The sequence below is a fragment of the Priestia endophytica genome (assembly GCF_026790145.1).
Taxonomy (GTDB): domain Bacteria; phylum Bacillota; class Bacilli; order Bacillales; family Bacillaceae_H; genus Bacillus_I; species Bacillus_I endophytica_A.
Map to the genome: position 1 here is coordinate 131,011 of NZ_JALAMS010000015.1, position 23,923 is coordinate 154,933.

Consider the following 23,923-nt stretch of genomic DNA (forward strand, 5'->3'; position numbering starts at 1 on the left):
CCTTTCTATAGCTATTGCATAAGATAATGTTGAAAGATATAGCGAATAAGTCCAACGATATAAGCTGCTGTAACTCCAAAAACAATAACGTTTCCGGCTAGTTTAAACATATTTGTTGCAATACCTAGCACAATTCCTTCACTTCTATGTTCAATAGCAGCACTTGCCATCGAGTTTGCAAATCCTGTTACAGGAACAGCTGACCCAGCTCCTGCAAACTGTCCAATTCTGTCGTATACTCCAAATGCGGTTAGCAAAATAGCAATAAGAACAAGAGTTGATACAGTAGGGTTTCCAGCATCTTCCTTCGTGAAGTCAAAATATCTAATATAGAAATTTTGAACAAGCTGTCCAAAAGTACAAATTAGTCCTCCAACAACAAATGCTTTCAAACAGTTAAGAAAATAATTAGGTTTTGGCTGATATTGCTGTACTTTCTTCGAATAATTGTCTTTCAAATTTTTATCACTCATTGTACCTTCCTCCCTTAACTTGTAAAATACATCCAATGAAATAAAGATCCTACAATTTTTCCAAGTACAATAGCCATCAATAGAATAGCAAGCCGATCATCAATTCCAATTCGTTTAGCTAGAATGGGGAAAACATTCAGAACCTCTGTCAATGCTGCTGCAAGCATGCCAACAAATATGCCATGAGCAAGTCCAATAAGCGCAATCAATGTTGGGAATACTGGAAAATAGACAAGATTTAAGCTAAACCAAACTCCAACAATTGTTCCAGAGATAATAGCCCATTCATAGCCTTGAATATACTTCATCGTTTTCGTTAACTGCATTAATCGTGGTAAAATACCAAGCACTGTCAGAAATGCAACAAATCCACAGCCAACCATAAGCCCTCCGCCAAGTCCGATAACGATAGTTAATAAAACATTAACGCTCGTCAATGTGAGTCACGCTCTCATCATTTTCATTGATGATTACGTATCGGTCTAGGTCCTGCTGATAGTTGAACATCTCTACTTCTAATGGGCTTGGTTCTTCGTTGATTCGCTTTTTAAACACATGGTTAAAAAATAAAATCATTCCAAGACCAAGACCGATAGAATAAGGAACTTGAAGAAGAAGAGGTGTTTCATCTTGTTCTCCTGTTAAGATAAAGAAGAGACGTTGATGCACTGCCCTCATGCTCACATCCTCATGGAAGTTCATAATAGCTAAGGCGGCTCCAATGAAAAGAAGAAGCCAAACAACAATAAAAAAAGGAAGAGAAGCACGTTTTCTCTCAAATACCACTTCTACAATCGTTTGAGTTGGGCCAACTTGCTGTATTTCCATATTTTCCATTTCTCTAGAAATAGCTTGGATGATCCTCATAACATCAATGATAATAATGTTTTGGTCTTTTTCATTCACCTTATAAATCACTAAGCTTTCAATCTTCTCTTTCTCTTCCTTCGAGGTAAAAACGACAGCAACATCTCCTACTGTGATCTTTTCTTTTGGCCTCACTTGTACTCGATGTCTCATTTTGATGTATACTGAACGACCCACATATACCACACACCTTATAGCTCGTTTTCTCTGTACATGTAGTATGAGTTTCCAAATCTTTTCTCATACACAGTTTAAAGAGCCAAAAAATAGAAAAAAATAAAGCTATCCTTTTTAAAAGGATAGCTTTATTCACCCATTTGTTCTTTAATTTGTTTTAAGATCTTCTTTTCAAGCCTTGAAACTTGAACTTGTGATATGCCTAGTCTTGTTGCAACTTCTGATTGCGTTTGGTCTTTATAGTAGCGCAAGTAAACAATTAACCTTTCACGTTCATCAAGATGTTCAACAGCTTCTTTCAAAGCAATTTGATCAAACCATTTATCTTCACTCTGATCTGCGATTTGATCAAGTAATGTAATAGGGTCGCCGTCGTTTTCATAGACCGTTTCGTGAATAGAAGAAGGTGCTCGATTCGCTTCTTGAGCAAGCACAACCTCCTCTGGCGTAATATCAAGGTGCTCTGCAACTTCATTGATCGTTGGTGTACGTCCATATACTTTTGAAAGTTCGTCTTTTGCTTTACGTATTTTATTGCTCGTTTCTTTTAAAGACCGACTAACTTTCACCGTGCCATCATCTCTTATAAAGCGCTGAATTTCTCCAATAATCATTGGAACTGCATATGTTGAGAACTTTACGTCATACGAAAGATCAAATTTATCCACAGATTTCAGTAACCCAATGCTTCCAATTTGAAACAAGTCATCTGGTTCATATCCTCTGTTTAGAAACCGCTGTACAACAGACCAAACGAGCCTCATATTACGATTCACAATCGTATCCCGGGCTTCTTGGTCACCATCTTGACTTCGTTTGATTAATTCTTTGACTTCATGGTCCTTTAAATATGGCTGATTCTTCTCACGCTTGACCTCCACATCCATAGGCAAGTCTCCTTAGTTGCACAACGCTTTTTGCTTTGCTAAATGCTTTTTTAAGTAAAGAGCTGTGCCATGATTTGTGGATGATTCGATTTTGCATTCATCCATAAAGTTTTCCATAATCGTAAATCCCATACCAGACCGTTCAAGTTCAGGTTTTGTTGTAAAAAGAGGTTGTTTTGCTTCTTCTACGTTGTCAATTCCATGTCCCTCGTCTCTTATATTTAACTCAACAACACCATCATCACTTAATGTAACAGAAATATATACTGTGCCTTCTGGATTGCTGTCATATCCATGAATAATAGCGTTTGTGACAGCTTCTGAAACAACCGTTTTAATTTCTGTAATTTCATCCATTGTGGGATTGAGCTGTGTCACAAAAGCAGCAACAGTAACACGCGCAAATGCTTCATTTTGACTCAGTGCCGAAAATTGAAGGTGCATTTCATTTTTCATTTAGGCCACCCCCAGCGTTGTTAGAGCTTTTTGTTCACTTTGCTCTAATCGAATAATTTTGAACATCCCTGACATTTCAAAAAGACGGTGAACAGCTGGAGATATAGCACAAACGACCATTTCCCCTCCAGCGCTCTTAATTTGCTTATAGCGTCCTAAAATGACACCAAGTCCTGAGCTATCCATAAAAGATAGATCAGCCAAATTTAATACAATATGATTAACGTCTTTTTGCAACAAGCCGGTAATTCGCGTTCTCAATTCTTCTGCTGTGTGGTGATCAAGCTCGCCCTTCAAACGAACAAGTAAAACAGAATCTTTTACCTCACATTCAATCACAAGACTCACATTAAACCCTCCTTGCTTTCATATAATGCTTCTTTCGCTAGAAAGGAGGAGGTTTCCTTCTTCATGACAAAACTAGTTTAGATTCGTCAAATTTAGCTCGTCTTTGTAAATGTTGTAAACGTTCGTTTAAAGAAATTCCACCAAGAAGCTTCTTCCATACTGTCCTTTGCAAGAAGCGGTGATGTTGTGACAACTTTTCCATCTTTTTTTATAATAAGCGTTCCCACTTCATCTCCTTTTTTCAAAGGCGCTTTTAAATCCTTATTCAGCTTCACTTCTTTTTTCATATTTGCTTTTCCTTGTCCTTTTTCATTTAAGATTGAAATAGGCTCTGAAGTTACAACTTTTACTGTTTTATCTTTTCCTTTTGCAACTTTCACTTCTCCAACAACTTGATCTCGCTTGTAAAGTGGAGATGTTTCGTATTTGCTGAACGCGTAATCAAGCATCTTTGTAATTTGGCTGTTGCGATCTTTAGGTGTGTCTGCTCCAAATACAACAGCTACAACGCGCATATTGCCTTTTTTAGCTGTTGCTGTTAAACAATATTTTGCTTCTTTTGTGTACCCTGTTTTTAATCCATCAACGCCATCATAAAACTTCAGCAGACGATTTGTATTCACAAGCCAGAATTTTTTATCTGTATCTTCCCTAAGATAGTCCTCATATGTGCCTGTAAATTTTGTAATTTCTTCATATTTCAATAGCTCTTTTGCCATAATAGACATATCATGAGCTGTACTATAATGATCTTCAACAGATAAACCTGTTGGATTTTGAAACTTTGTATTTTTAAGTCCTAAATCTTTTGCCTTTTGATTCATCATGCTTACAAACTCTTCTTCAGAACCTGCGAGGTGCTCAGCCATTGCAACTGAGGCATCGTTTCCTGAAGCAATTGCAATTCCTTTTAACATTTGTTCTACCGTCATTTCTTCGCCAGGCTCAAGGAAAATTTGTGAGCCACCCATTGATGCTGCATGTTCACTTGTCCGAACTTTGTCGCTCATCTTGATTTTCCCCTTATCAAGAGCGTCCATAATAAGAATCATTGTCATAACTTTAGTCATACTTGCAGGAGGAAGTTTTTCATTGCCGTTTTTTTCGTATAAAATCTCTCCTGTGTCTCGTTCAATTAAAATAGCCGACTTTGCTTTCTCAGCTAAATTTGGTGCTTTTTTCTCAGCTCCAAATGCTGTTGGTGATAAAGTGGAGACGCCTAATAAGAGAACTAGTATAAAAGAAAAGAGTTGTTTCATTGCATGTTAACCTCCATTCGTAATACCACTATTTTTTCCAAAAAAGCACATATTATACTGAATTTCGTTGAAAATAATGGAGGAAAAATTTTTTATATCCATAAAAAAACGCGGTGAAGAATATTCTTCACCGCGTTTTTTATGGATACTAGTTTGATTTTTGAACTGTATCATAAATAAGAGAAGGAGCATCAACTTTTTCAGAAGAAATGCTAATGTTCTTTAGAATATGTTCTTTTACTTCTTGAACATCTTCTTTGTTGCTGTAAATTGTCACAAGCGACTCGCCTTTTTTCACTTCATCGCCGACTTTCTTACGAAGCATAAGACCAACAGCAAGATCAATCTCAGAATCCTTTGTAGCACGTCCTGCACCAAGCCACATTGCCGCTGTACCCATTTCATCTGCCACAATTTCTGATACATAACCATCTTTCTCTGCCTTCACTTCAATCTTATGTGCTGCTTGTGGAAGTTTTGCCACATCATCAACAACAGAAGGATCTCCACCTTGAGCAGCTAAAAATGTTTTAAAACTTTCAAGTGCTTTTCCATTTTCAATAACTTCCTGAAGCATACGACGTGCTTCTTCAAGAGACGAAGCTTTGTTTGCTAAGTAGACCATATAGCTACCAAGCACTAAGCATAGCTCTTCTAAATCTTTTGGACCTTTACCTTTTAACGTATCAATGGCTTCTTCGACTTCAAGAGCATTTCCAATCGCAAAACCAAGCGGTTGACTCATATCAGAAATAACAGCCATTGTTTGACGGCCAACGTTATTTCCGATATTCACCATTGATTGTGCTAGAGCTTTGGCATCTTCTAAGTTTTTCATAAAAGCACCAGCACCTGTTTTTACGTCTAAAACAATTGCATCTGCTCCAGCCGCAATCTTTTTACTCATAATAGATGCTGCAATAAGAGGTAGGCTATTAACTGTTGCCGTTACATCACGAAGCGCGTAGATTTTTTTATCTGCTGGTGTTAAGTTTCCAGACTGTCCCACAACCGCTACTTTATTTTTATTCACAAGCTCAATAAATTCTTTTTTATCAATTTCAACGTGAAATCCTTTAACAGCTTCAAGCTTATCAATGGTTCCACCTGTATGACCTAACCCTCTGCCAGACATTTTAGCAACTGGTACTCCTACTGCTGCTACAAGAGGGGCAAGAATAAGTGTTGTAGTGTCACCTACACCGCCTGTTGAATGTTTATCAACTTTCACACCCTCAATTGCTGAAAGGTCAATCGTGTCTCCTGATTGAACCATTGACATTGTTAGCTCTGCTTGTTCATTAGCTGTCATGCCTTGGAAGAAAACAGCCATTGTAAAAGCACTCATTTGGTAATCTGGAATGTCTCCTGATGTGTAGCCTTCAACGATAAACGAAATTTCTTCTTTTGTTAATTCTTTACCGTCACGCTTTTTTGCAATTAAATCAACCATTCTCATGTTGGCTCATCCCCCCTAATTTAGTTGCTCATTTTTCGTACGATTTCTTTTACAAATGCAAGGAAGTTTTTCTTTACTTTTTCTGTTGTTTCAATTACTTCTTCATGATTAAGAGGCTGATCTAATATGCCTGCAGCCATATTTGAAATACAAGAGATTCCAAGGACTTTCATCCCCGCATGACGAGCAACAATAACTTCTGGAACTGTTGACATACCAACTGCGTCCCCTCCAAGAATACGAAGCATACGAACTTCAGCAGGTGTTTCATAAGATGGACCTGTATTACCAACATATACGCCTTCTTGAATCGATAAATCTAAGCTCGCTGCTGCTTCTTTTGCAAGAACTCGCAACTCTTTAGAATATCCTTCTGACATGTCTGGGAAACGAGGACCAAGGTTGCTATCATTAGCTCCAATAAGCGGATTGCTACCAAAGTTATTGATATGATCACTAATAAGCATCAAATCACCAGGATTGAACGATTCGTTAATACCTCCGGCTGCATTTGTAACAATAAGTTTCTCAACTCCAAGCTCTTTCATTACGCGAACAGGGAACGTTACTTTGTCAAAGCTGTAACCTTCATAATAATGAAATCTCCCTTGCATTGCGATTACTTTCGCTCCGTTCAACGTTCCAATAACAAGCTGCCCTGCATGTCCTTCAACAGTTGAAACAGGGAATTCAGGAATATCTTCGTATGGGATTTTTACCGCATTCTCAATTTCATCGCCAAGGACTCCTAATCCTGATCCTAAAATAAGTCCGATTTCCGGCTTAACTTGTAACTTTTCTTCAATAAATGAAGCAGCTGTTTGAATAGCATTTTTATTCATATATTCTCTCTCCCTCTTATCTTATTTTTGAGTTAGTTCATTTAAAAAACTTTTTCCATGTTCCGGTAACTTAATATTAAAATTATCTGCTACTGTCGCGCCAATATCTGCAAATGTTTGACGAACATCAAGCTTCTCGCCCTTTTTCATTCCTTTGCTATATACAAGGAGCGGTACATATTCTCTCGTGTGATCTGTACCATGATGAATAGGATCGTTTCCATGGTCTGCTGTAATGATGAGTAAATCATCATCTTTTAATCCTTCCAATACTTCAGCAAGGCGGACATCATATTCTTCAAGTGCATCTCCATAGCCTTGTGGATCACGGCGATGTCCAAACTTCGCATCAAAGTCTACTAAGTTTACAAAGCTTAGCCCTTCAAAATCCATATGAAGAGTCTCTACCAATTTGTCCATTCCGTCCATATTAGACGTTGTTCGAAGGGATTTTGTTACACCTTCTCCATCATAAATATCAGAAATTTTACCAATTGCAATCACGTCAAAATTTTCATCTTTAAGCTCATTCATAACAGTACGGCCAAATGGTTTTAAAGCATAGTCATGGCGATTTGAAGTACGCTCAAATTTCCCAGGACTACCAATGAACGGACGAGCAATCACACGACCAACCATATATTTTTCATCAAGTGTGAGTTCACGAGCAATTTCACAAATCTTATAAAGCTCATCAAGCGGAACAATATCTTCATGTGCAGCGATCTGCAATACTGAATCTGCTGAAGTATAAACAATAAGCGCTCCTGTCTTCATATGTTCTTCACCAAGCTCGTCTAAAATAGCGGTGCCTGAAGCAGGTTTATTAGCGATAATTTTACGACCTGTCTTTTCTTCAAGTTCAGCAATTAGCTCTTCAGGGAATCCATCTGGAAAAACGCGGAACGGCTGATCAATGTGAAGACCCATGATCTCCCAATGACCTGTCATTGTATCTTTTCCTGTTGAAGCTTCCTGCATTTTTGTATAGTAAGCAAGTGGTGTATCCACTTTTTGGATTCCTTTAATCTCACGAATATTGCTTAAGCCTAGCTTACCCATGTTTGGCATGTTAAGTCCTCCACGATGTTCAGCAATATGGCCAAGCGTGTCTGCGCCTTTATCATCATACTGCTCAGCATCTGGAGCTTCACCAATCCCAACAGAGTCCATCACAACTAAAAATATACGTTTATATGTATAAGACATAACAATCTCCTCCAAAATATCTGGTTTGTTTATAACATTCCCTCTTTACTATCGTTTTAAGCGAAATTTATGTAAGGAGACAAGAGGTCTGACTTCTTCAGTATAACGTTTCTCTATTCAAATTGGAAGTGGTTACATTTAAGAAACTAAAAAAGGTAGAATAATGATTATTCTACCTTTTTAGTTTCTATGCTCGTGGATGAAATTCATTGTATACATCTTTTAATCGCTTTTTCGTCACATGTGTATAGATCTGCGTTGTGGAGATATCAGCATGTCCAAGCATTTCTTGCACCGCTCGTAAATCGGCCCCATTTTCAAGGAGATGCGTTGCAAACGAATGTCGTAATGTATGTGGGGTAAGTTCTTTTTCAATTTGAGCAGATAGGGCTAACTTTTTCAAAATTTTCCAAAACCCTTGACGTGTTAACCTGCGACCATGATGATTAAGAAAAAGAGCTTCTTCTTTTTGGTTTCTTTTTAAAAGCTTTGGACGACTTTCTTCAATATATTTCTGTAACGCCTCACTTGCCATTTTGCCCATCGGAACAATTCGTTCCTTGTCTCCTTTTCCAATACATCGGACAAATCCCATTGTCATATGAACATCTTCTACATTCAAATTCATAAGCTCTGTAACCCGAATTCCTGTTGCGTACAAAAGCTCTAACATTGCTTTTTCGCGTTTTCCAAACGGTGTAGATTCGTCAGGAGCAGTCAAAAGAGCTTCTACTTCGTCTGGTGACAGCACTTTTGGAAGAGTCCTCTCCACTTGTGGGGTTTCAATATGGACAGATGGATCCTTGTCCACAATATGCTCACGCAACAGAAACTGATGAAAAGATCGAATAGATGCAACATGTCTTGCAATAGTTTTCGAGGATTTTCCATTCTCCATCATATATCTCATAAACGCAATAATATGCTCTCTTGTGACTTCTTCAAAAGAAGAAACAGTCTCCACTTTTTTTAAGTACTCAGCATATTTCACTAAATCGCGCTTATAAGATTCAATCGTATTTGGAGCTAACCCTCGTTCTACAACTAAATAGTGAATAAAATCTTCAATTGTAAGGTTCAATACTCTCTACTCCCCGTTATGATAAAACATCACTAATCTTTCTATCCATGATTTTTCTTCTTCGTGTACCATGTTGGCTACTTTGACAGCAGATCCTTCTGGAACATCGTAGCGATGATAGTTTTGATATTCTTCATATACCCATAAAAGTGCACAGTAAAATAATACCGTAAAACTAACAAAAAGCACAAACACTTTACAAGCCTGTACTGTTACATCCCACCACGTTTTCATTGGCATCCTCCAAAAAAGATTTCTACTAAAACATATGCCAACAGGAGCAGATTTTATACCTTTTTGAAGAAGGGTGCTTGTTGTTTTATCCTAATAAAAAAAACCTCTCCCACGTCGGAAAAGGTTTTTATATCGTTCAATTCGATTCTTTTTCGTGATTCTCATTATGGCAACGATGACAAATACCATGAAATGTCAAACGATGGTCTTTAATTTTAAAGTTCCAATCGCGTTCAACGATTTTTTCTACGTCTCCAAGAAGATCGTCTTGAATCTCATCTACTGCTCCACACTCAATACATACAAGGTGATGATGGAAATGATCTGCCCCTTCTTTACGAAGGTCATACCTTGATACCCCATCACCAAAGTTAATTTTGTCTACAATCTTTAATTCTGTTAAAAGTTCTAGTGTCCGATAAACCGTTGCAAGGCCAATTTCTGGAGCCTTTTCCTTGACGAGGAGATATACGTCTTCTGCACTTAAATGATCTTTTTCATTCTCAAGCAAAACTCGTACAGTCGCCTCACGCTGTGGGGTCAGTTTGTAACTTGACGAATGCAACTGCTGCTTTATCCGATCAATTCTACTTTCCATTTGCTAGTCCCTCCCTCGCCATTCATCTGTACATTATAACAGATTTTTCTCAGTAAGGAAAATAAAATGATTATCAATTAGGAAACACACACATTATTATATAATAATCATTCTAAAAAAGAAAGAGTTGTTTTCATCAAAAATGGCGATGCATATGCTTCAAGTGTTGAAGAAATTGTTACAACGGCTAAGATGAGTAGAATAACTGTACTGTAACGCATAAAAGCCGCTATCATTGTTTCACTGCCGCTTCTTACAAATTGTTTCATTAATTTTAATGAAAAAGAAAGCGAAAGGGTTGAAACAACAAGAAAAAGAGGGATGAGAAATAAATTTTGCGGGAGCACAGAAACAAAAGAAAGAAGAAAGCCATGAAAGCCCATTTGATTTACTAAGAATCCAACCGTAAATCCAATTACAATTCCTTTTAGAAAAAGTAACACAAGAACAACAGGCAAACCGATAACTGAAATACCGAGAATCCAAATAAACCCTAAGTATTTTATGTTATGCCAAAAGCTTTGCTTTAAAATATCAGCAGAATTTGCTACTTCTCCTTTTGTAACTTGTCCAAAGAATCGATCTAAATAGTAAAACAAGTCCTCTTTTTGCCCCAAATTTAAACTATTTACAACAACAGCACCAAACACCACTCCGATAAAGAACAAAACCGTCACAAATAAATAGACAGAGCTATGTTTTTGAATATGGTAAAATAACAACTCCTGTACACGTTGCTTATTCATTACCGTGTCCTCCTATCATCTCAAACAGTCTTTACTAGACTATATGATAGAAGAAAGAGTTTCATGAATCTTTTCTACTTCTTCACACTTCCATATTTTCCTCCTCCACCAGATACAAGATCAAGCTCGCCACTTCGGGCTTTTAAAATAAGGTCAGCAAGGGCTGGCTTCACAACTTGTGAAAGTTCTTTTTCACTAGCATGATGTAAAATCCCCATCTCACTTCCAAACGCTGCTACTAGTTTTTCAAGCGTTTTCGGTCCAATACCTGGTAGAAACTGTAGCGGTACTTGGTGTGTATAAGGGGGTCTCAGAGGACTTTCCAGGCTGTCAGCTAGCTCTTGCAACCTTTCATATACTCCCTTAATAAATGAATGATGGCCACAAAATACACAATATCCCTGTCTATCTTCTTCCCAGAGATGCAAACATTTTTCACAAACTGTATGATGATATTTTCCTAAGGCAGGATTTAATCCATAGTTATGGGCAATTTTTCGACCTTCTATTTTCTTCAATGCTTTTTCAAATTCCATAAAAGTTCGATCTTTAAGGAACAACTCATTGTACTCCCTCGCAATTTTTCCGAGAGAATGGGCATCGGAGTTTGTTAGAAATGGATATTGATGCAGTTCTTTTACCATATCTGCCATACCGGTATCAGAACTCAAACCAAGTTCTACTGCATCAATTAAAGTTGGATCGAATACTTCCGTTAACGAGCGCTGAACTCCTTTGCCAAACAAGCTTTTAAACGGAGTGAAAATATGAGCTGGAATAAATAATCCTCCAAGAGTCTTAACTTTCTCTTGCACTACTTTCCCTTTTTCATAAAGTCGCTGAGTGCTTAACGTAATATTCTTCGTTCTTTCAGAAAGCCATGCTGAGAATTCGCGCATCTTTTGAATCGTTGGCATAAAAGCAAGAACGTGAATTGGTCCATGACAGTATTCATCATAAATTTCAAGCTCTGAGCCAAGTAAAATAGTCAAACCACTACCATAGACTCCGCCTTCTTCATGTTCTAATATCTCATCTCTTTCTAGCATCTCTTCTAATTCTGCAAGAACTTCGGGAACATGACAATCAATGATGCCGATCAAATTCAGTCCTTTTTCGCTTTCCGCATGATGTAAGACATTTTGCAGCGTTAACGTAGGTGAAGCTGTAATCTTAACAGGATGCCCTTCTCTTGTTCGTCCAAGATGAATATGTAAATCAGCATAGTAGTTTTTCATTTTATTCTCCAAGTACGCTTTTCAGCTGTAGATATTGAACAGCATATGCTGTTTTAGCATCATATATTTCTCCTGTTCCAATAAGGGCGATTGCTTCTTCAAGCGTTAGCTCTAACACGTCTAAGAATTCATCCTCATCAAGACTTGCTTGTTCTGTTACCTTTTTTAAATCCTCAGCAACGTAAAGATGTACAAGCTCATCCGCGAACCCTGGTGATGTATAAAAAGAGATTAGATGTGTAAGGTTGTCTGTTGTATATCCTGTTTCTTCTTCGAGTTCACGTTTTGCCGTTACATGCGGCTCTTCTCCTTTTTCAAGCTTTCCAGCTGGAATCTCCACAAGAATTTTATCCATCGCTTTTCTATATTGACGAACCATAAGCAGTTTATTTTCATCTGTAAATGCAATAAGCGCAACTGCTCCCGGATGTTTTACAATCTCACGTGTGCTTTTCTTTCCATTAGGGAGCTTTACTTCCTCTTCTAAAAGACTAATGACTCTTCCTTCAAAAATAGTTTTAGACTGTAGCGTTTCTTCTTGTAAATGTTTCAAAATGCTTCACCTCGTTCTAGTTTTTGATGCTTGCTCATAAATTTTATCATATTAGAAAGAGGTGGGAAAATCAGGTGAAAGTGTATCGACTTGATCGCGGAATCGTTCTTGTCGGAAAGGCATGGGAAATTAGAGAGAAACTGAAGCAATATGAACGCGAATTTAAGCTTGTTAAAGATTGGGTAAACAGTATTCCCTCATCAAAGCTATAGATTTCTTTTTCGCTCGTTAACATACGTTGACGAGCCTTTTTATTCACCTTTCTTGCAGATATGGAAAGGATAGCGATACAATAAGGAAGAAAGTGTTTTTATCATCAAGTGAACGGATACATATATATTAAAGAGATAGAAAGGGATGGATTAAAATGGAAAAAAGAAGGCTGGGACGTTCGGATTTGCTTGTTAGTGTAATGGGACTTGGATGCATGTCACTTGGTCAAGATAAAGAAAAAGCAAAATCTATTATTGATGAAGCGTTAGAACAAGGTGTTAACTACCTTGATACAGCTGATTTATATGACTTCGGGACTAATGAAGAGCTTGTTGGTGAAGCAATTAAAGGAAGACGAAAAGACCTTATTCTTGCTACAAAAGTTGGCAATAAGTTTGAAAAAGGAAAAGAAGGCTGGACATGGGACCCTTCTAAAGCACATATTAAAGAAAGTGTAAAGAAAAGCTTACAGCGTCTCCAAACAGATTATATTGATCTTTATCAACTTCATGGAGGGACAATTGAAGATCCTATTGATGAAACAATTGAAACTTTTGAAGAACTAAAAAAAGAGGGCCTTATTCGAGAATACGGCATTTCCTCTATTCGTCCAAATGTGATTCGTGAATACGTAGAAAAGTCGTCTATCGTAAGTGTAATGATGCAATACAGCATACTAGATCGTCGTCCTGAAGAAAGCATAGAAGATCTACTTGCAGAGCATAACATTAGTATTGTTGCAAGAGGCCCTCTTGCTAAAGGTCTTCTTACAAGCCGAGGTACAGACCAGCTGCAGCGCAAGTTTTATAATAAAGACTATTTGGACTATAAATACGAAGATCTTGAGAGAACTATTCTACACATAGCAAACGTCCGTCCAACTCACTCTCTTGAACAAACTGCCCTTCAATATTGCTTGCACAACAAAGCGGTTGCTTCTGTTATTGCAGGAGCAAGCTCTGTTGAACAAGTGCTTTCAAATACAACAGCTGCAGGTTCACTTCCATTGAAAGACTCAGAAGTTGCAGACATCAAACGTCTAACAAAAGCAAATCAATATGAAAGTCATCGCTAATATAAAAAAGGAAGCTCTGTAGAGCTTCCTTTTTATTTAAAATCTTTCCACTTTAAGTCACTTTCATTTAAAAGCTCATCAAAGGATTTATTTTTCTCGCGTTGACGCTTTTCTTCAAGGCGACGTTTACGCTCTTCTTCCTGCCTTTTTTCTTCAGCTTTTTGAAGTGATTTCTTTTTCTCCTGCAGTTTTTTGAGCACGTCGCTTCCTAATCCATCTTTAAGATGAATATCATTTTCTCGCTGTTTTTTCAAGATGGTCCCTCCTCCTGTTTTAAAAATTATAAAACGAAGAAAGTTCTCTTGCAACTACAGCACACTACCTTTATACGCGTTCAACAACCGTTGCTACGCCTTGACCTCCGCCAATACATAACGTTGCTAAACCTAGGTTTGCTTCACGCTTTGTCATTTCATGAATAAGGGACACTAGAATACGTGCACCACTTGCTCCAATTGGATGACCAAGTGAAATAGCTCCTCCATTTACGTTTAGCTTTTCTTTATTGAAAGAAAGCTCGCGATCAACAGCAATTGACTGTGCCGCAAATGCTTCATTTGCTTCAATTAAATCAAATTGATCAAGTTCAAGTTCTGCTTTCTTTAGAACCTTTTGCACAGATGCAACAGGGCCAATTCCCATAATACTTGGATCTACGCCTGCACTTGCATTCGCTTTAATGCGAACAAGTGGCTGAAGACCAAGCTCATCTGCTTTCTCGCGACTCATTACAACAAGAGCTGCAGCTCCATCATTAATTCCTGACGCATTACCCGCTGTAACTGACCCATCTTTTTTGAAAGCTGGTCTTAATTTGCCAAGACCTTCTGCAGTTGTTCCTTTACGAGGAAACTCATCTTCTGCAAATACGATAGGATCTCCTTTGCGCTGTGGAATTTCAACAGGCACAATTTCGTCTTTGAAACGACCTGAAGTAATAGCTTTTTCAGCTTTTTGCTGGCTGCTTGCTGCAAATTCATCTTGCTCTTGCCTAGAGATTTCATACTTTTCGCACAAATTCTCAGCTGTAACGCCCATATGATAATCGTTGAAAGCGCACCATAAACCGTCTGCAATCATGCTATCAACAACTTTTTGATCTCCCATTTTGAATCCATTACGTGCATTTTTTAATAAATATGGAGCTTGACTCATGTTTTCCATTCCACCTGCAACAACGATTTCTGCATCTCCTGCAAAAATAGCCTGTGTTGCTAAATGAACCGCTTTCAAACCAGAGCCACAAACTTTGTTAATGGTAAGTGCTGCCACTTCTTGTGGAAGTCCTGCCTTTAGCGCAGCTTGACGTGCTGGGTTTTGCCCTAAGCCAGCTTGTAGTACGTTTCCCATGATAACTTCGTCTACATCTTCTGCTTTGACCCCTGCTTTTTGTAACGCTTCTTTAATCACAATGCTTCCCAAAGTTGGAGCGGATACATTTTGTAAGCTCCCCCCGAAAGTACCAATTGCTGTTCTTACTGCGCTTACGATAACCACTTCTTGTTGGACCATTACTCAACAACTCCTTATGTAATCTGTATAATGCTGCACAAACAAAATATTCTACATACTTCTCCTAAACCCTTCAAAATTTTTAAATTTTTTTAACTTTTTTGTTATTCTTTGTTTTTTTTACTAATTTACTGCTGATAAAAAGCGGAAAACGACTCTTTTTACTTTATGTTAAAATGGATTATATTCTAGTTAAAGGAGCTTCTCTTATGAAAAAAAGATGGATTGGCGCAGCTCTCGCACTTGCTTCCGCGGCAGGCGCTGGCGCATTTTTCACGAATAAAGTGATGTACATAAAAAAGAAAACGGAAGAACAGATTCTCGAAAGTGAACAACGCTCAACTCATTTTTCTCACGAAGAATATGAAGAGGCAGAGAAAGAACATTTTTCAGTTCCTTCTTCATTCGGATATGACATATACGGAACCATTATTGCCCCACATCCTGAAAATAAGTTTATGATTTTTTGTCATGGCGTAACGGTGAATTCATTAACTTCGTTCAAATATATGAAGCTTTTTCTAAATGAAGGTTGGAACGTTGTTTCTTATGATCATCGAAGACATGGAAAATCAGGAGGAAAAACAACAAGCTATGGTTTCTATGAAAAACAAGATTTAAAAACCGTAGTTGAGATGGTAAAAGCTAAATTTGGAGAACATATTAGACTTGGTGTACATGGGGAATCAATGGGAGCCGTTACAACACTTTTATATGCGTCTATGAAAGAAAGTAGAGCTGATTTCTATATTGCTGACTGTCCGTTCTCAGACTTTAAACAGCAGCTTGCGCATCGCCTAAAAGAAGATTTTAAGCTTCCTCCATTTCCAATTATTCCACTTGCCAACATTGTTCTAAGATGGAGAGATGGCTATCGCTTAACAGATATTTCACCGCTTAACGAGATTGAAAAAATAAAGGAACCTGTTCTGTTTATTCATAGCGCAGAAGATACCTACATTCTGCCTCAAATGACGAAGGAACTTTATCGAAAAAAACAAGGGGAAAAGATGCTATTTATTGCTCCACACGGAACTCATGCTCGTTCCCTTGTAGATAACTATGAACACTATGAGGAAACAGTACGCTCTTTCTTAACTAAGTTTCAGCTTCAGTAAAAAAACACCTTCAAAAGGTGTTTTTTTAGTTTATTGTTTTATCAATTAAGCTCATACGTGCATTTAAAATTTGACCAGGACTCTTCAATGAAAAACAATGAGCAGATTCGACATAATCGATTTTTAATTCATCATCTAAAAAAACGTTTTTAGATGGTTCAACATATACTGGCCATGCGTTTGTTTCAATTTTTTCATCTGATTCAGACAGCTCTTTAACAAACCAAAGCACCGTAACACCGCACATTACGCATCCTGTATCTTCTGTATCATATTTTAATTTTAGATTTTTCTCTCCAGCGTTTGGATAAAGCTTTTCGATTTCCTGTGCTGCACGTTCTGAAAATGTAATGTTCATTTCCATTTCCCCTCTCTTTTAAACATAGTATACTATATAGTACACTTTACCCTAATTTTAAGACTCCTATCAGGAAGGTAAGATTTCTCTATGAATAGAAACTTTATAATAAAACTCATTCACTCAACACTTGCTCAATATGATGACATGGGAACGGAGCGCAATATCTCTCCTGAAGATCTTGATACGCTAATTGATAAGTGTGAAAGAGAGCATTTAAAAGACTTAACACAGCCTTTATATGAAGTTGTTCATGATGCTGTATATAACTATTTAACAGAAGATGGTGAACCTTGGTAGAGCTATTTTTGTTTAAAAGCATTTCCGCCAAGTTTCTCGACAATGAGTGGGAAAACTTGATAAAATGTGCTTCCAACATTCATCCACCGGGGCAAATTAATTTCCCGCTTTTTTGTAAAAAGAGCTGAAACAGTTTTACTTGCTACTTCTTTCGGATCAAGCATAAACCGTTCTACGTTTTTCTGATATTGACCTGATTCATCTGCAACATCAAAGAAATTTGTTTTGATTGGACCAGGATTGACAGTCGTTACAAAGATTCCTTCATCTTCTACTTCCATCCTTAAGCTGTTTGTAAAACCAAGGACAGCATGTTTTGTTGCGGCATATCCGCTCGATTTTGGCGTTGCAATTTTAGCAGCTTGCGAAGCAATATTAACAATATGACCATGCTGACGTTCAATCATATGAGGAAGAACTGCTTTTGTGCAAGCAATAAGGCCGAGCACGTTCACTTCAAACATGCCTTCAAAGTTTTCTATACTTCCTTCAACAGCATATTCAAACTTCCCGTATCCCGCATTATTAATAAGGACATCAATTGGTCCATGATGTTCGATAATGCTAGCAAACGTTTCTTTAATTGCCGAACGATCACTAACATCAAGTACAAGATAAGGTGCTTTAATTCCAAAATCATTGTCTATTTTTTCACTTATCCTTGCTAGACTCTCTTTACTGCGTGCAAGAAGGATTGGTGTTCCTCCTCTTTTTGCTACCTCGTATGCCATTTGCTCTCCGATACCACCAGAGGCTCCTGTAATAATAACAGAGCTACTTTTTAACGCGTCTTTCATACCTTTACCTCACTTTTCTTAAAAAACCATTTCTCTTGCTTTTCTACCTTTTGGATATACCCTACCTCTTCTAAATAATGAAGCTGTGCAAGCGTCATTGATAACGTAAGAGCAAGCTGTTTCTCATATGCATGTGGAAATAGATGCTGACAAATTTCAAACCCTGTTTTTCCTTCTTCAAGAAACGGAAGCAGAGATTCTGCTTTTTTTCTTTGCTTTATTATTCTTTCTCTTGTGAGTTCGCTCACATTTCCAATCACTTTTCCGTGTCCTGGATAAAGTTTTTGTACCTTTAAAGACAATAATCTTTGTAAAGAATGATTGTACTCAAGCTGAGGTTTCTCATGTTCCCCTTCAAAAAATGGAGGTTCAATGAGTGGGTTTGAAACGATTTTGTCGAGTAAAACATCACCTGCAATAAGCTCTTCTTTTTCTTCATGATATAGAGCAATATGATTTCCTGCATGCCCTGGCATATGGAGAACTTTCCATCTTTTCAATAAAGGAGGAGAGGCTCCTTCTGATAATGTACCAGCTAGTGTCGCTTCTGCTCCATATTTAAACTGCCCTTCAAACCGAGGGATTTGAGACTTATAAGAATGTGGAACAGAAAGCTGTAAAAAGAGTTTTTCAAAGTAAGAATTGTACGTTTTTGCAGTACTTTTCTTATATGTAAGCCATGGCTCAATATGAGGATGACCATAAACAGGAACTGAAGGGAGATAGTGAAGCAAGCCAACATGATCTGGATGATGATGAGTTAAAATGACTTGGTCAATATCTTCAACTGTCAAATGAAGCGATGCAAGCTGGTCTTTGAAAGCAGCCCACGCTTTTTCCGTCTTCACTCCCGCATCAATAAGAGTTATACTGTCGTTCACAATCACATATAAATGAACATCACCAATTTGGTATGGAGTAGGAACTGTAATTTGATAAATATTTTCCATCGTATCTTACTCTCCTTATTTTTCATTACATCTATTGTACACATTTGCAGACTTGAGGTCACTTTTTGCTCCTTTTTCTTTTCAAGCCTTATTGACAATATCAATTGCTTCAGTAGATAATGTCAAAAAAGACTTTCAAAACGGTATAGGTAAATGAATAAGGATACCTAAGAGGTCTTTCTGTCCTTTTGTGATAGAAAGGCCTTTTTTATGAAAAAAGGAGGCTTACCTATGAGCAAAATTATTTTTATTGGAGCTGGCTCTATGGCAGAAGCAATGCTCTCAGGGTTGATTGAAAAAAAGATGTATAGTGGAAAAGAGATCATTGTGACAAATCGCTCAAATGATGAACGACTTCAAGAACTTTCTCGACTTTACGGGGTTACAACAAGTCGTGATTATACGAAAATATTAAAAAAGGCAAGCGTTGTTGTTTTAGCTTTTAAACCAAAAGATGTTGTGAAAAGTCTTTCACTATTAAAAGAAGATCTTTCTTCTGACCATCTTGTTATTTCCGTCATTGCAGGTGTTAGCACAGATTCGATTACAAATTTACTTGGATTTGAAGGACCTGTTATAAGAGCAATGCCGAACACCTCTGCTTCTATTGGACAATCAGCTACAGCTATTACAAGTGGAAATTGGACAAATGATAAGCATGAAAGATTAGCACGTGCTCTTTTTGAAGCTATCGGAAAAGTTGTTACAGTAGATGAAGAAGCCATGCATCTTGTTACTGGCCTCTCTGGAAGCGGTCCTGCTTATTTTTATTATATGATTGAAGCTATGCAGGATGCTGCCGTTCAAGAAGGAATGACAGAAGAAACAGCAAGAGAACTTATTTTCCAAACCTTTGTTGGTGCTGCTGGCATGGTGAAAGCTTCAAATAAAACTCCTCATCAGCTACGAAAAGACATTACAAGTCCAAATGGAACAACAGAAGCAGGCATTAAAATGCTCCAACAAGAGCAGTTTAAGGAAAGCATCTCTTCTTGTATTAAAACAGCTAAAAATCGTTCAGAAGAAATGGGAAAAGACATTGAAGAACGCCTTGCAGCTTCCATTTCTTCTAGGCATTAAAAAAGGAAAAGAGATATTCTCTTTTCCTTTTTTAACGTCCTTCATTGTCTATCATAAACTGCGAGAAATCAAATGCCATTTCTGTATTCTCAAAAGTTTTCTTCGCTTCTTCTAATAAAACGAGGGCTTCTTCCTTGTGATATCTAGAACTTATATGAGTTAAAATTAGCTTTTTCACTCCCGCTTTTTTCGCTGTCTCTGCTGCTCCAAACGATGTTGAATGATAGTACTCGTGAGCAATTCTATCATCTTCCTCTGAAAACGTTGCTTCATGAACAAGTACATCAGCACCTTTAGCAAGTTCAAGAGCATTTGTACACGGACGTGTATCCCCTAAAATTGTGACAATTCGTCCTTTTTTTGAAGGACCAATATAATCTGCGCTTTTTAAGACACGCCCATCTTCAAGCACAACTTCTTCCTTCTCTTTAATGTCGCGATAAACAGGACCTGGCTTCATTCCTATCTCTCTTAGCTTTTCAACTAGAAGTGTTCCTTTTGTATCTTTTTCTATTATACGATATCCATAAGAAGAAACACCGTGCTCTAACAAGCGTGCTTCAACGACAAATTGCTCATCTTCAAAAACAATGCCATCTTCTACTTCAACAAAATGAATGGGATAGCGTAAATGTGTTTCACTAACTCGCATCGAGATATCTACAAATTCTTTAATGCCTTTTGGTCCGTATATTGTAAGAGGTGTTTCTCCTCCCTGAAACGAACGACTTCCTAAAAAGCCTGGCAAACCAAATATATGATCTCCATGAAGATGCGTAATAAAAATCTTCTCAATTCTTCTCGGTCGAATTGAGGTATGTAGCACTTGATGCTGCGTTGCTTCTCCACAGTCAAACAGCCATGTTACGCCTCGCTCACCTAATAAATTTAATGCAAGCGACGTCACATTGCGATGTTTAGCAGGAACTCCTGCTCCTGTGCCAAGAAATAATAAATCCACAATCTTTTCTCCTTTCTTACGAACAAAAAGCCTGTATTCTATTATACAGGCTTCGTTCCTATATTTGAAAGTTCTTTAAAGAGAATGAATTGCTTCTGTAACGGTTTCAGCAAGAATGACTATTTCATCGTCTGAAATACAAAGTGGAGGAGATAGTGTTAATACATTATTAAATCCAGCTACTGTTGCTCCATTCTTTCCAATGATAACTCCTTTATCTTTACAGAAAGAGATCACTTTATTCACTTTTTCAACATCTAGCGGTTTTTTAGTTCCTTTATCTTCTACAAGCTCGATTCCGATTAAAAGCCCTTTTCCTCGCACATCTCCAACATAGCGATGATCCTTGACTTTATTCTGTAAAAGGTGTAAAAGCTCTTTTCCTTTTATTTTTGAACGAGAAAATAAATGTTCATTTTCTATGATTTCGATGTTTTTCAATGCAAGAGCACAAGCTGCAGGACTTCCTCCAAACGTATTGACATGCCTAAAGTAATCGTACTCCTCGCTTCCCGCAAACGCTTCATAAATATCGCGACGAACAGCTGTTGCAGATAAAGGAAGGTAGCCACTTGTAATTCCTTTTGCCATTGTAATAATATCAGGCTTCACTCCATAGTTCATAAAACCAAATGGTTCACCTGTTCTGCCAAATCCACAAATTACTTCATCTACGATAAGAAGAGCACCGTGACGCTCACATATATTTTTAACTCCTTGTAAGTACTCTTTTGGAGGCATCAAAATTCCTCCACCTGTAATAATGGGTTCCATAATTACGCCTGCAATTGTTTCACTTAGCTCCCATGTCATCGTATTATCAATAGCCTTTACACTTTGCAATTCGTTCGCTTTTGTATCTTCTTTATCTTCACCACGATAAAGGTCTGGAGGCGGTACATGGATGAATCCTCCAGAAAGAGGTTCATATTTAAATTTGCGCTGCGCTTGACCTGTTGCAGCTAAAGCAGCTCCTGTATTGCCATGATATGCTCGATATCTTGATACAAATTTATATCGATTTCCCTCTCCTTTTTGTTGGTGATACTGTCTAGCAATTTTAAAAGCCGTTTCATTTGCTTCAGAACCGCTGTTTGAGAAAAAGACAACATATTCGCCACCAAGCATGTCGCTAATTTTTTCAGCGAGCTTTACACTTGGTTCATGACTTTGTGTAAGTGGAAAATAGGCAAGCTTTTTAAGCTGTTCATATGCTGCTTCTGCAAGTTCTTCTCGTCCATATCCAACGTTCACACACCAAAGACCTGCCATTGCATCAAGCATACGACGGTCATTTTCATCTGTGACCCAAACTCCTTTTGCTTCTTTTGCAACAATTGTATTTTCAGGATTATAAGGCTTCATTCCGTGCCAAAGATGCTTTTCATCTTTTCCTAAGATACTTTCTGTTTTCTCCATTATCATCCACATCCTTCTTGAAAGAACCTCAATTTGTTGTATACTATCTCCTCTTTTACATTAGACAAAAGACCCTTGTTACCCTTCAATTTCTGAACATTGAGAATATTTTTCTTCTTTCTTTTTTATAAAGATTTGCTCATATGCTAAAATCATAAATTCAAGAGCCATTCGCTTTCTTGGTTCCATAAAATCTTCGCCAAGAAGCTGTTCAAGTTTGGCTAACCGATGATAGAGCGTTTGTCTCACTACAAAGAGCTGTTCGGCAGTTTCTTTTTTTGAACCACTGCACGCTAAGTACGTTTTTAGGGTCTCGAAAAGCTTGCCATTATAGTTCTTGTCGTACTGTAAAACAGGATTCAAATATTCAAAAATCACTTCATGAAGAGCTCTTTGATCGGAAATCAGAGAAAGAATGCGATAGATATGCAAATCATCGTGAAAAAAAAGATTTTCAGCTGAAGAAACTTGCTCACTGCAAATATCAGCCGTAATCTGGGCTGTTTTATAACTTTTCTCCATCTCATCTAATCGGTCAACGAAAGAACCTACACTAATAAAAGAAAAAAGCTTGGCATGTTTTTCGTATGCTTCGCTTTTTTTAAAACGCTCCAATGATTGTGTGAATCGATCTCTCCACGTTTGTTTTTGGCGCTTGTTAACAAACACAAATAAGATGTTCTGGTGATATTCTGTTATACAAAGTAGAAAACCACGTTGTTCAAATAGAGTTGTAAGAAGCAATTTTGCGTACGAAAAACTCGCTCCTTCCCACTCTACTCCTTCTTGCTTACGGCAAAGAAAAACACCTCCGCCTTCATAGTTATGAAGACCGTCTATTTTTCCGAGCTTGTGAAAGATATTTGGAAGGGACACTTCCCCTCTAATCCATTCTCGCAGCCATTCGTTTTCACACCGTTTCTTTTTCTCTTCTATATAAAGATTACGCAAGAAATGCTGGGAAATCGCAAGTGCTGTTCTGTCAAGGGCAAGCATATCTTCTTCTGTAAACCTTCTATTTTTAACCACAACATACAGCTCGCCATATTCTCTTCCTAATACTTGAATCTTTTTGCTTATTTTTCTGCTTTCTGTATAAGTGTCATCGATTATACTTTTATGTATGATGCTCCACTGCTTTGAGTTGTTTTGTTGAAAAGGTGGGAAAATGTGAGTTGTGCTCTCCTTAAGGCGAAGAACAACCGTTTCTTGAAGGTATTGATGAAAATGAGACAATAAGTCTGAAAGATCATGTGTTGCTAAAAGAAGTTCTTGAAGCTCTCTCGAATATGTTTCTAAACGAGCAAGAATTTCATAGTGGGCGTTAATCATAAACGTATGAACATCTTGCGTGATTTCAACGAATGGAACTTCTTGATGAAATAAAATAAGAGGAAATTTGTGTTTGTTTGCTAGATTAATAATAGAAGAGGGAATACTTTTTGTATAGGATCCAATTTCGATACATAAACCGGCAACATTGCGGGTGATTAACTGTTGCAATAGAGAAGAAAAAGCTTCTTCATTTTCCTTCCAGCCTACTCCCGTCGATAAAATGAGCTCCTCTCCTTTTAGAAGATGCTCAACTTTAAGCACCTCTACAATATGAATCCATTTTATTCGACGTTCTAATCCTTCCTTTCCTGCAACGACTTCACAATGCTCAAAGTTTTTACGCTTTAAAAGCTCGCTAACGGTCAATGTTGCTTGCAA

At 37.6% G+C, this 23,923-nt stretch carries 29 protein-coding genes; 5 read left to right on the plus strand and 24 right to left on the minus strand.

Annotated elements, in window-relative coordinates; translation table 11 throughout:
* Positions 1 to 11: 11 nt before the first annotated feature.
* The 16 genes from spoVAC to MOC86_RS12680 form a co-directional block, all read right to left on the minus strand.
* On the minus strand, positions 12 to 473 hold the full coding sequence (gene spoVAC, locus MOC86_RS12605) for a stage V sporulation protein AC (RefSeq protein ID WP_268584504.1): 462 nt from the start codon (positions 471 to 473) through the stop codon (positions 12 to 14).
* 14 nt (positions 474 to 487) lie between these two features.
* Positions 488 to 856, minus strand: a complete 369-nt coding sequence (locus MOC86_RS12610) for a stage V sporulation protein AB (RefSeq protein ID WP_268584618.1) — start codon at positions 854 to 856, stop codon at positions 488 to 490.
* A gap of 40 nt (positions 857 to 896) precedes the next feature.
* Positions 897 to 1,517, minus strand: coding sequence for a stage V sporulation protein AA (locus tag MOC86_RS12615; RefSeq protein WP_061801882.1), 621 nt, complete (start codon positions 1,515 to 1,517; stop codon positions 897 to 899).
* A 128-nt stretch (positions 1,518 to 1,645) separates the two neighbouring features.
* Positions 1,646 to 2,404, minus strand: a complete 759-nt coding sequence (sigF, locus tag MOC86_RS12620; RefSeq protein WP_019391613.1) for an RNA polymerase sporulation sigma factor SigF — start codon at positions 2,402 to 2,404, stop codon at positions 1,646 to 1,648.
* 12 nt (positions 2,405 to 2,416) lie between these two features.
* Positions 2,417 to 2,860, minus strand: a complete 444-nt coding sequence (gene spoIIAB, locus MOC86_RS12625) for an anti-sigma F factor (RefSeq protein WP_019391612.1) — start codon at positions 2,858 to 2,860, stop codon at positions 2,417 to 2,419.
* Positions 2,861 to 3,208 (minus strand): anti-sigma F factor antagonist, encoded by a 348-nt coding sequence (spoIIAA, locus tag MOC86_RS12630; protein ID WP_019391611.1) that lies wholly within the window; start codon positions 3,206 to 3,208, stop codon positions 2,861 to 2,863.
* Between the two features lie 92 nt (positions 3,209 to 3,300).
* Entirely contained in the window at positions 3,301 to 4,467 is a 1,167-nt protein-coding gene (locus MOC86_RS12635; RefSeq protein WP_268584505.1) for a D-alanyl-D-alanine carboxypeptidase family protein, read from the minus strand.
* Between the two features lie 148 nt (positions 4,468 to 4,615).
* Positions 4,616 to 5,926: a pyrimidine-nucleoside phosphorylase gene (locus MOC86_RS12640; RefSeq protein ID WP_019391609.1), complete on the minus strand. Its 1,311-nt coding sequence runs from the start codon at positions 5,924 to 5,926 to the stop codon at positions 4,616 to 4,618.
* A 20-nt stretch (positions 5,927 to 5,946) separates the two neighbouring features.
* A complete protein-coding gene (locus MOC86_RS12645; protein WP_019391608.1) occupies positions 5,947 to 6,768 on the minus strand; it encodes a purine-nucleoside phosphorylase in 822 nt (273 codons plus the stop codon).
* A gap of 21 nt (positions 6,769 to 6,789) precedes the next feature.
* Positions 6,790 to 7,977, minus strand: a complete 1,188-nt coding sequence (gene deoB / locus MOC86_RS12650; protein WP_268584506.1) for a phosphopentomutase — start codon at positions 7,975 to 7,977, stop codon at positions 6,790 to 6,792.
* Between the two features lie 187 nt (positions 7,978 to 8,164).
* On the minus strand, positions 8,165 to 9,058 hold the full coding sequence (xerD, locus tag MOC86_RS12655; RefSeq protein WP_268584507.1) for a site-specific tyrosine recombinase XerD: 894 nt from the start codon (positions 9,056 to 9,058) through the stop codon (positions 8,165 to 8,167).
* A gap of 6 nt (positions 9,059 to 9,064) precedes the next feature.
* A complete protein-coding gene (locus tag MOC86_RS12660; RefSeq protein ID WP_019391605.1) occupies positions 9,065 to 9,292 on the minus strand; it encodes a YqzK family protein in 228 nt (75 codons plus the stop codon).
* Between the two features lie 136 nt (positions 9,293 to 9,428).
* Complete coding sequence (locus MOC86_RS12665) at positions 9,429 to 9,890, minus strand: Fur family transcriptional regulator (RefSeq protein ID WP_061801889.1); 462 nt, start codon at positions 9,888 to 9,890, stop codon at positions 9,429 to 9,431.
* Between the two features lie 107 nt (positions 9,891 to 9,997).
* A complete protein-coding gene (gene spoIIM, locus MOC86_RS12670; protein WP_268584508.1) occupies positions 9,998 to 10,636 on the minus strand; it encodes a stage II sporulation protein M in 639 nt (212 codons plus the stop codon).
* Between the two features lie 74 nt (positions 10,637 to 10,710).
* On the minus strand, positions 10,711 to 11,874 hold the full coding sequence (locus MOC86_RS12675; RefSeq protein WP_268584509.1) for an endonuclease Q family protein: 1,164 nt from the start codon (positions 11,872 to 11,874) through the stop codon (positions 10,711 to 10,713).
* 1 nt (position 11,875) lies between these two features.
* Positions 11,876 to 12,427 carry an NUDIX hydrolase gene (locus MOC86_RS12680; RefSeq protein ID WP_268584510.1) on the minus strand — a complete coding sequence of 184 codons (552 nt, stop codon included), beginning with the start codon at positions 12,425 to 12,427 and terminating at the stop codon, positions 11,876 to 11,878.
* Positions 12,428 to 12,501: 74 nt separating this feature from the next.
* Between MOC86_RS12680 and mciZ the strand changes: the two genes are divergently transcribed.
* Both mciZ and MOC86_RS12690 read left to right on the plus strand, forming a co-directional pair.
* On the plus strand, positions 12,502 to 12,639 hold the full coding sequence (gene mciZ, locus MOC86_RS12685; RefSeq protein ID WP_019391600.1) for a Z-ring formation inhibitor MciZ: 138 nt from the start codon (positions 12,502 to 12,504) through the stop codon (positions 12,637 to 12,639).
* A gap of 155 nt (positions 12,640 to 12,794) precedes the next feature.
* Positions 12,795 to 13,715 carry an aldo/keto reductase gene (locus MOC86_RS12690; protein WP_268584511.1) on the plus strand — a complete coding sequence of 307 codons (921 nt, stop codon included), beginning with the start codon at positions 12,795 to 12,797 and terminating at the stop codon, positions 13,713 to 13,715.
* Positions 13,716 to 13,747: 32 nt separating this feature from the next.
* On the opposite strand, the gene MOC86_RS12695 is transcribed toward MOC86_RS12690, so the two are convergent.
* Positions 13,748 to 13,969 carry a YqkE family protein gene (locus MOC86_RS12695; protein ID WP_268584512.1) on the minus strand — a complete coding sequence of 74 codons (222 nt, stop codon included), beginning with the start codon at positions 13,967 to 13,969 and terminating at the stop codon, positions 13,748 to 13,750.
* A gap of 70 nt (positions 13,970 to 14,039) precedes the next feature.
* On the minus strand, positions 14,040 to 15,227 hold the full coding sequence (locus MOC86_RS12700) for an acetyl-CoA C-acetyltransferase (RefSeq protein WP_061801895.1): 1,188 nt from the start codon (positions 15,225 to 15,227) through the stop codon (positions 14,040 to 14,042).
* A gap of 209 nt (positions 15,228 to 15,436) precedes the next feature.
* Here MOC86_RS12700 and MOC86_RS12705 point away from each other — a divergent pair, with 209 nt between their 5' ends.
* Positions 15,437 to 16,345 (plus strand): alpha/beta hydrolase, encoded by a 909-nt coding sequence (locus MOC86_RS12705; RefSeq protein ID WP_268584513.1) that lies wholly within the window; start codon positions 15,437 to 15,439, stop codon positions 16,343 to 16,345.
* Between the two features lie 25 nt (positions 16,346 to 16,370).
* Here the strand turns inward: MOC86_RS12705 and MOC86_RS12710 are convergent, their stop codons facing one another.
* Complete coding sequence (locus MOC86_RS12710) at positions 16,371 to 16,703, minus strand: iron-sulfur cluster biosynthesis family protein (RefSeq protein ID WP_019391595.1); 333 nt, start codon at positions 16,701 to 16,703, stop codon at positions 16,371 to 16,373.
* 90 nt (positions 16,704 to 16,793) lie between these two features.
* Here MOC86_RS12710 and MOC86_RS12715 point away from each other — a divergent pair, with 90 nt between their 5' ends.
* Positions 16,794 to 17,003, plus strand: coding sequence for a YqzH family protein (locus MOC86_RS12715; protein ID WP_268584514.1), 210 nt, complete (start codon positions 16,794 to 16,796; stop codon positions 17,001 to 17,003).
* A 2-nt stretch (positions 17,004 to 17,005) separates the two neighbouring features.
* On the opposite strand, the gene MOC86_RS12720 is transcribed toward MOC86_RS12715, so the two are convergent.
* Both MOC86_RS12720 and MOC86_RS12725 read right to left on the minus strand, forming a co-directional pair.
* Complete coding sequence (locus MOC86_RS12720) at positions 17,006 to 17,800, minus strand: SDR family NAD(P)-dependent oxidoreductase (RefSeq protein WP_268584515.1); 795 nt, start codon at positions 17,798 to 17,800, stop codon at positions 17,006 to 17,008.
* Positions 17,797 to 18,750, minus strand: a complete 954-nt coding sequence (locus MOC86_RS12725) for an MBL fold metallo-hydrolase (RefSeq protein ID WP_268584516.1) — start codon at positions 18,748 to 18,750, stop codon at positions 17,797 to 17,799. Before MOC86_RS12725 ends, MOC86_RS12720 begins: the two co-directional genes overlap by 4 nt.
* A 231-nt stretch (positions 18,751 to 18,981) precedes the next feature.
* On the opposite strand from MOC86_RS12725, the gene proC reads away from it, so the two are divergent.
* Positions 18,982 to 19,830: a pyrroline-5-carboxylate reductase gene (proC, locus tag MOC86_RS12730; RefSeq protein ID WP_268584517.1), complete on the plus strand. Its 849-nt coding sequence runs from the start codon at positions 18,982 to 18,984 to the stop codon at positions 19,828 to 19,830.
* A gap of 31 nt (positions 19,831 to 19,861) precedes the next feature.
* Here proC and rnz read toward each other — a convergent pair whose 3' ends face one another.
* The 3 genes from rnz to MOC86_RS12745 form a co-directional block, all read right to left on the minus strand.
* Positions 19,862 to 20,791 (minus strand): ribonuclease Z, encoded by a 930-nt coding sequence (rnz, locus tag MOC86_RS12735; RefSeq protein WP_268584518.1) that lies wholly within the window; start codon positions 20,789 to 20,791, stop codon positions 19,862 to 19,864.
* Between the two features lie 75 nt (positions 20,792 to 20,866).
* The gene (locus MOC86_RS12740; RefSeq protein WP_326847725.1) at positions 20,867 to 22,210 is read right to left on the minus strand and encodes an aspartate aminotransferase family protein; all 1,344 of its coding nucleotides are present in this window, start codon (positions 22,208 to 22,210) and stop codon (positions 20,867 to 20,869) included.
* Positions 22,211 to 22,288: 78 nt separating this feature from the next.
* On the minus strand, positions 22,289 to 23,923 hold the full coding sequence (locus MOC86_RS12745) for a PucR family transcriptional regulator (RefSeq protein ID WP_268584520.1): 1,635 nt from the start codon (positions 23,921 to 23,923) through the stop codon (positions 22,289 to 22,291).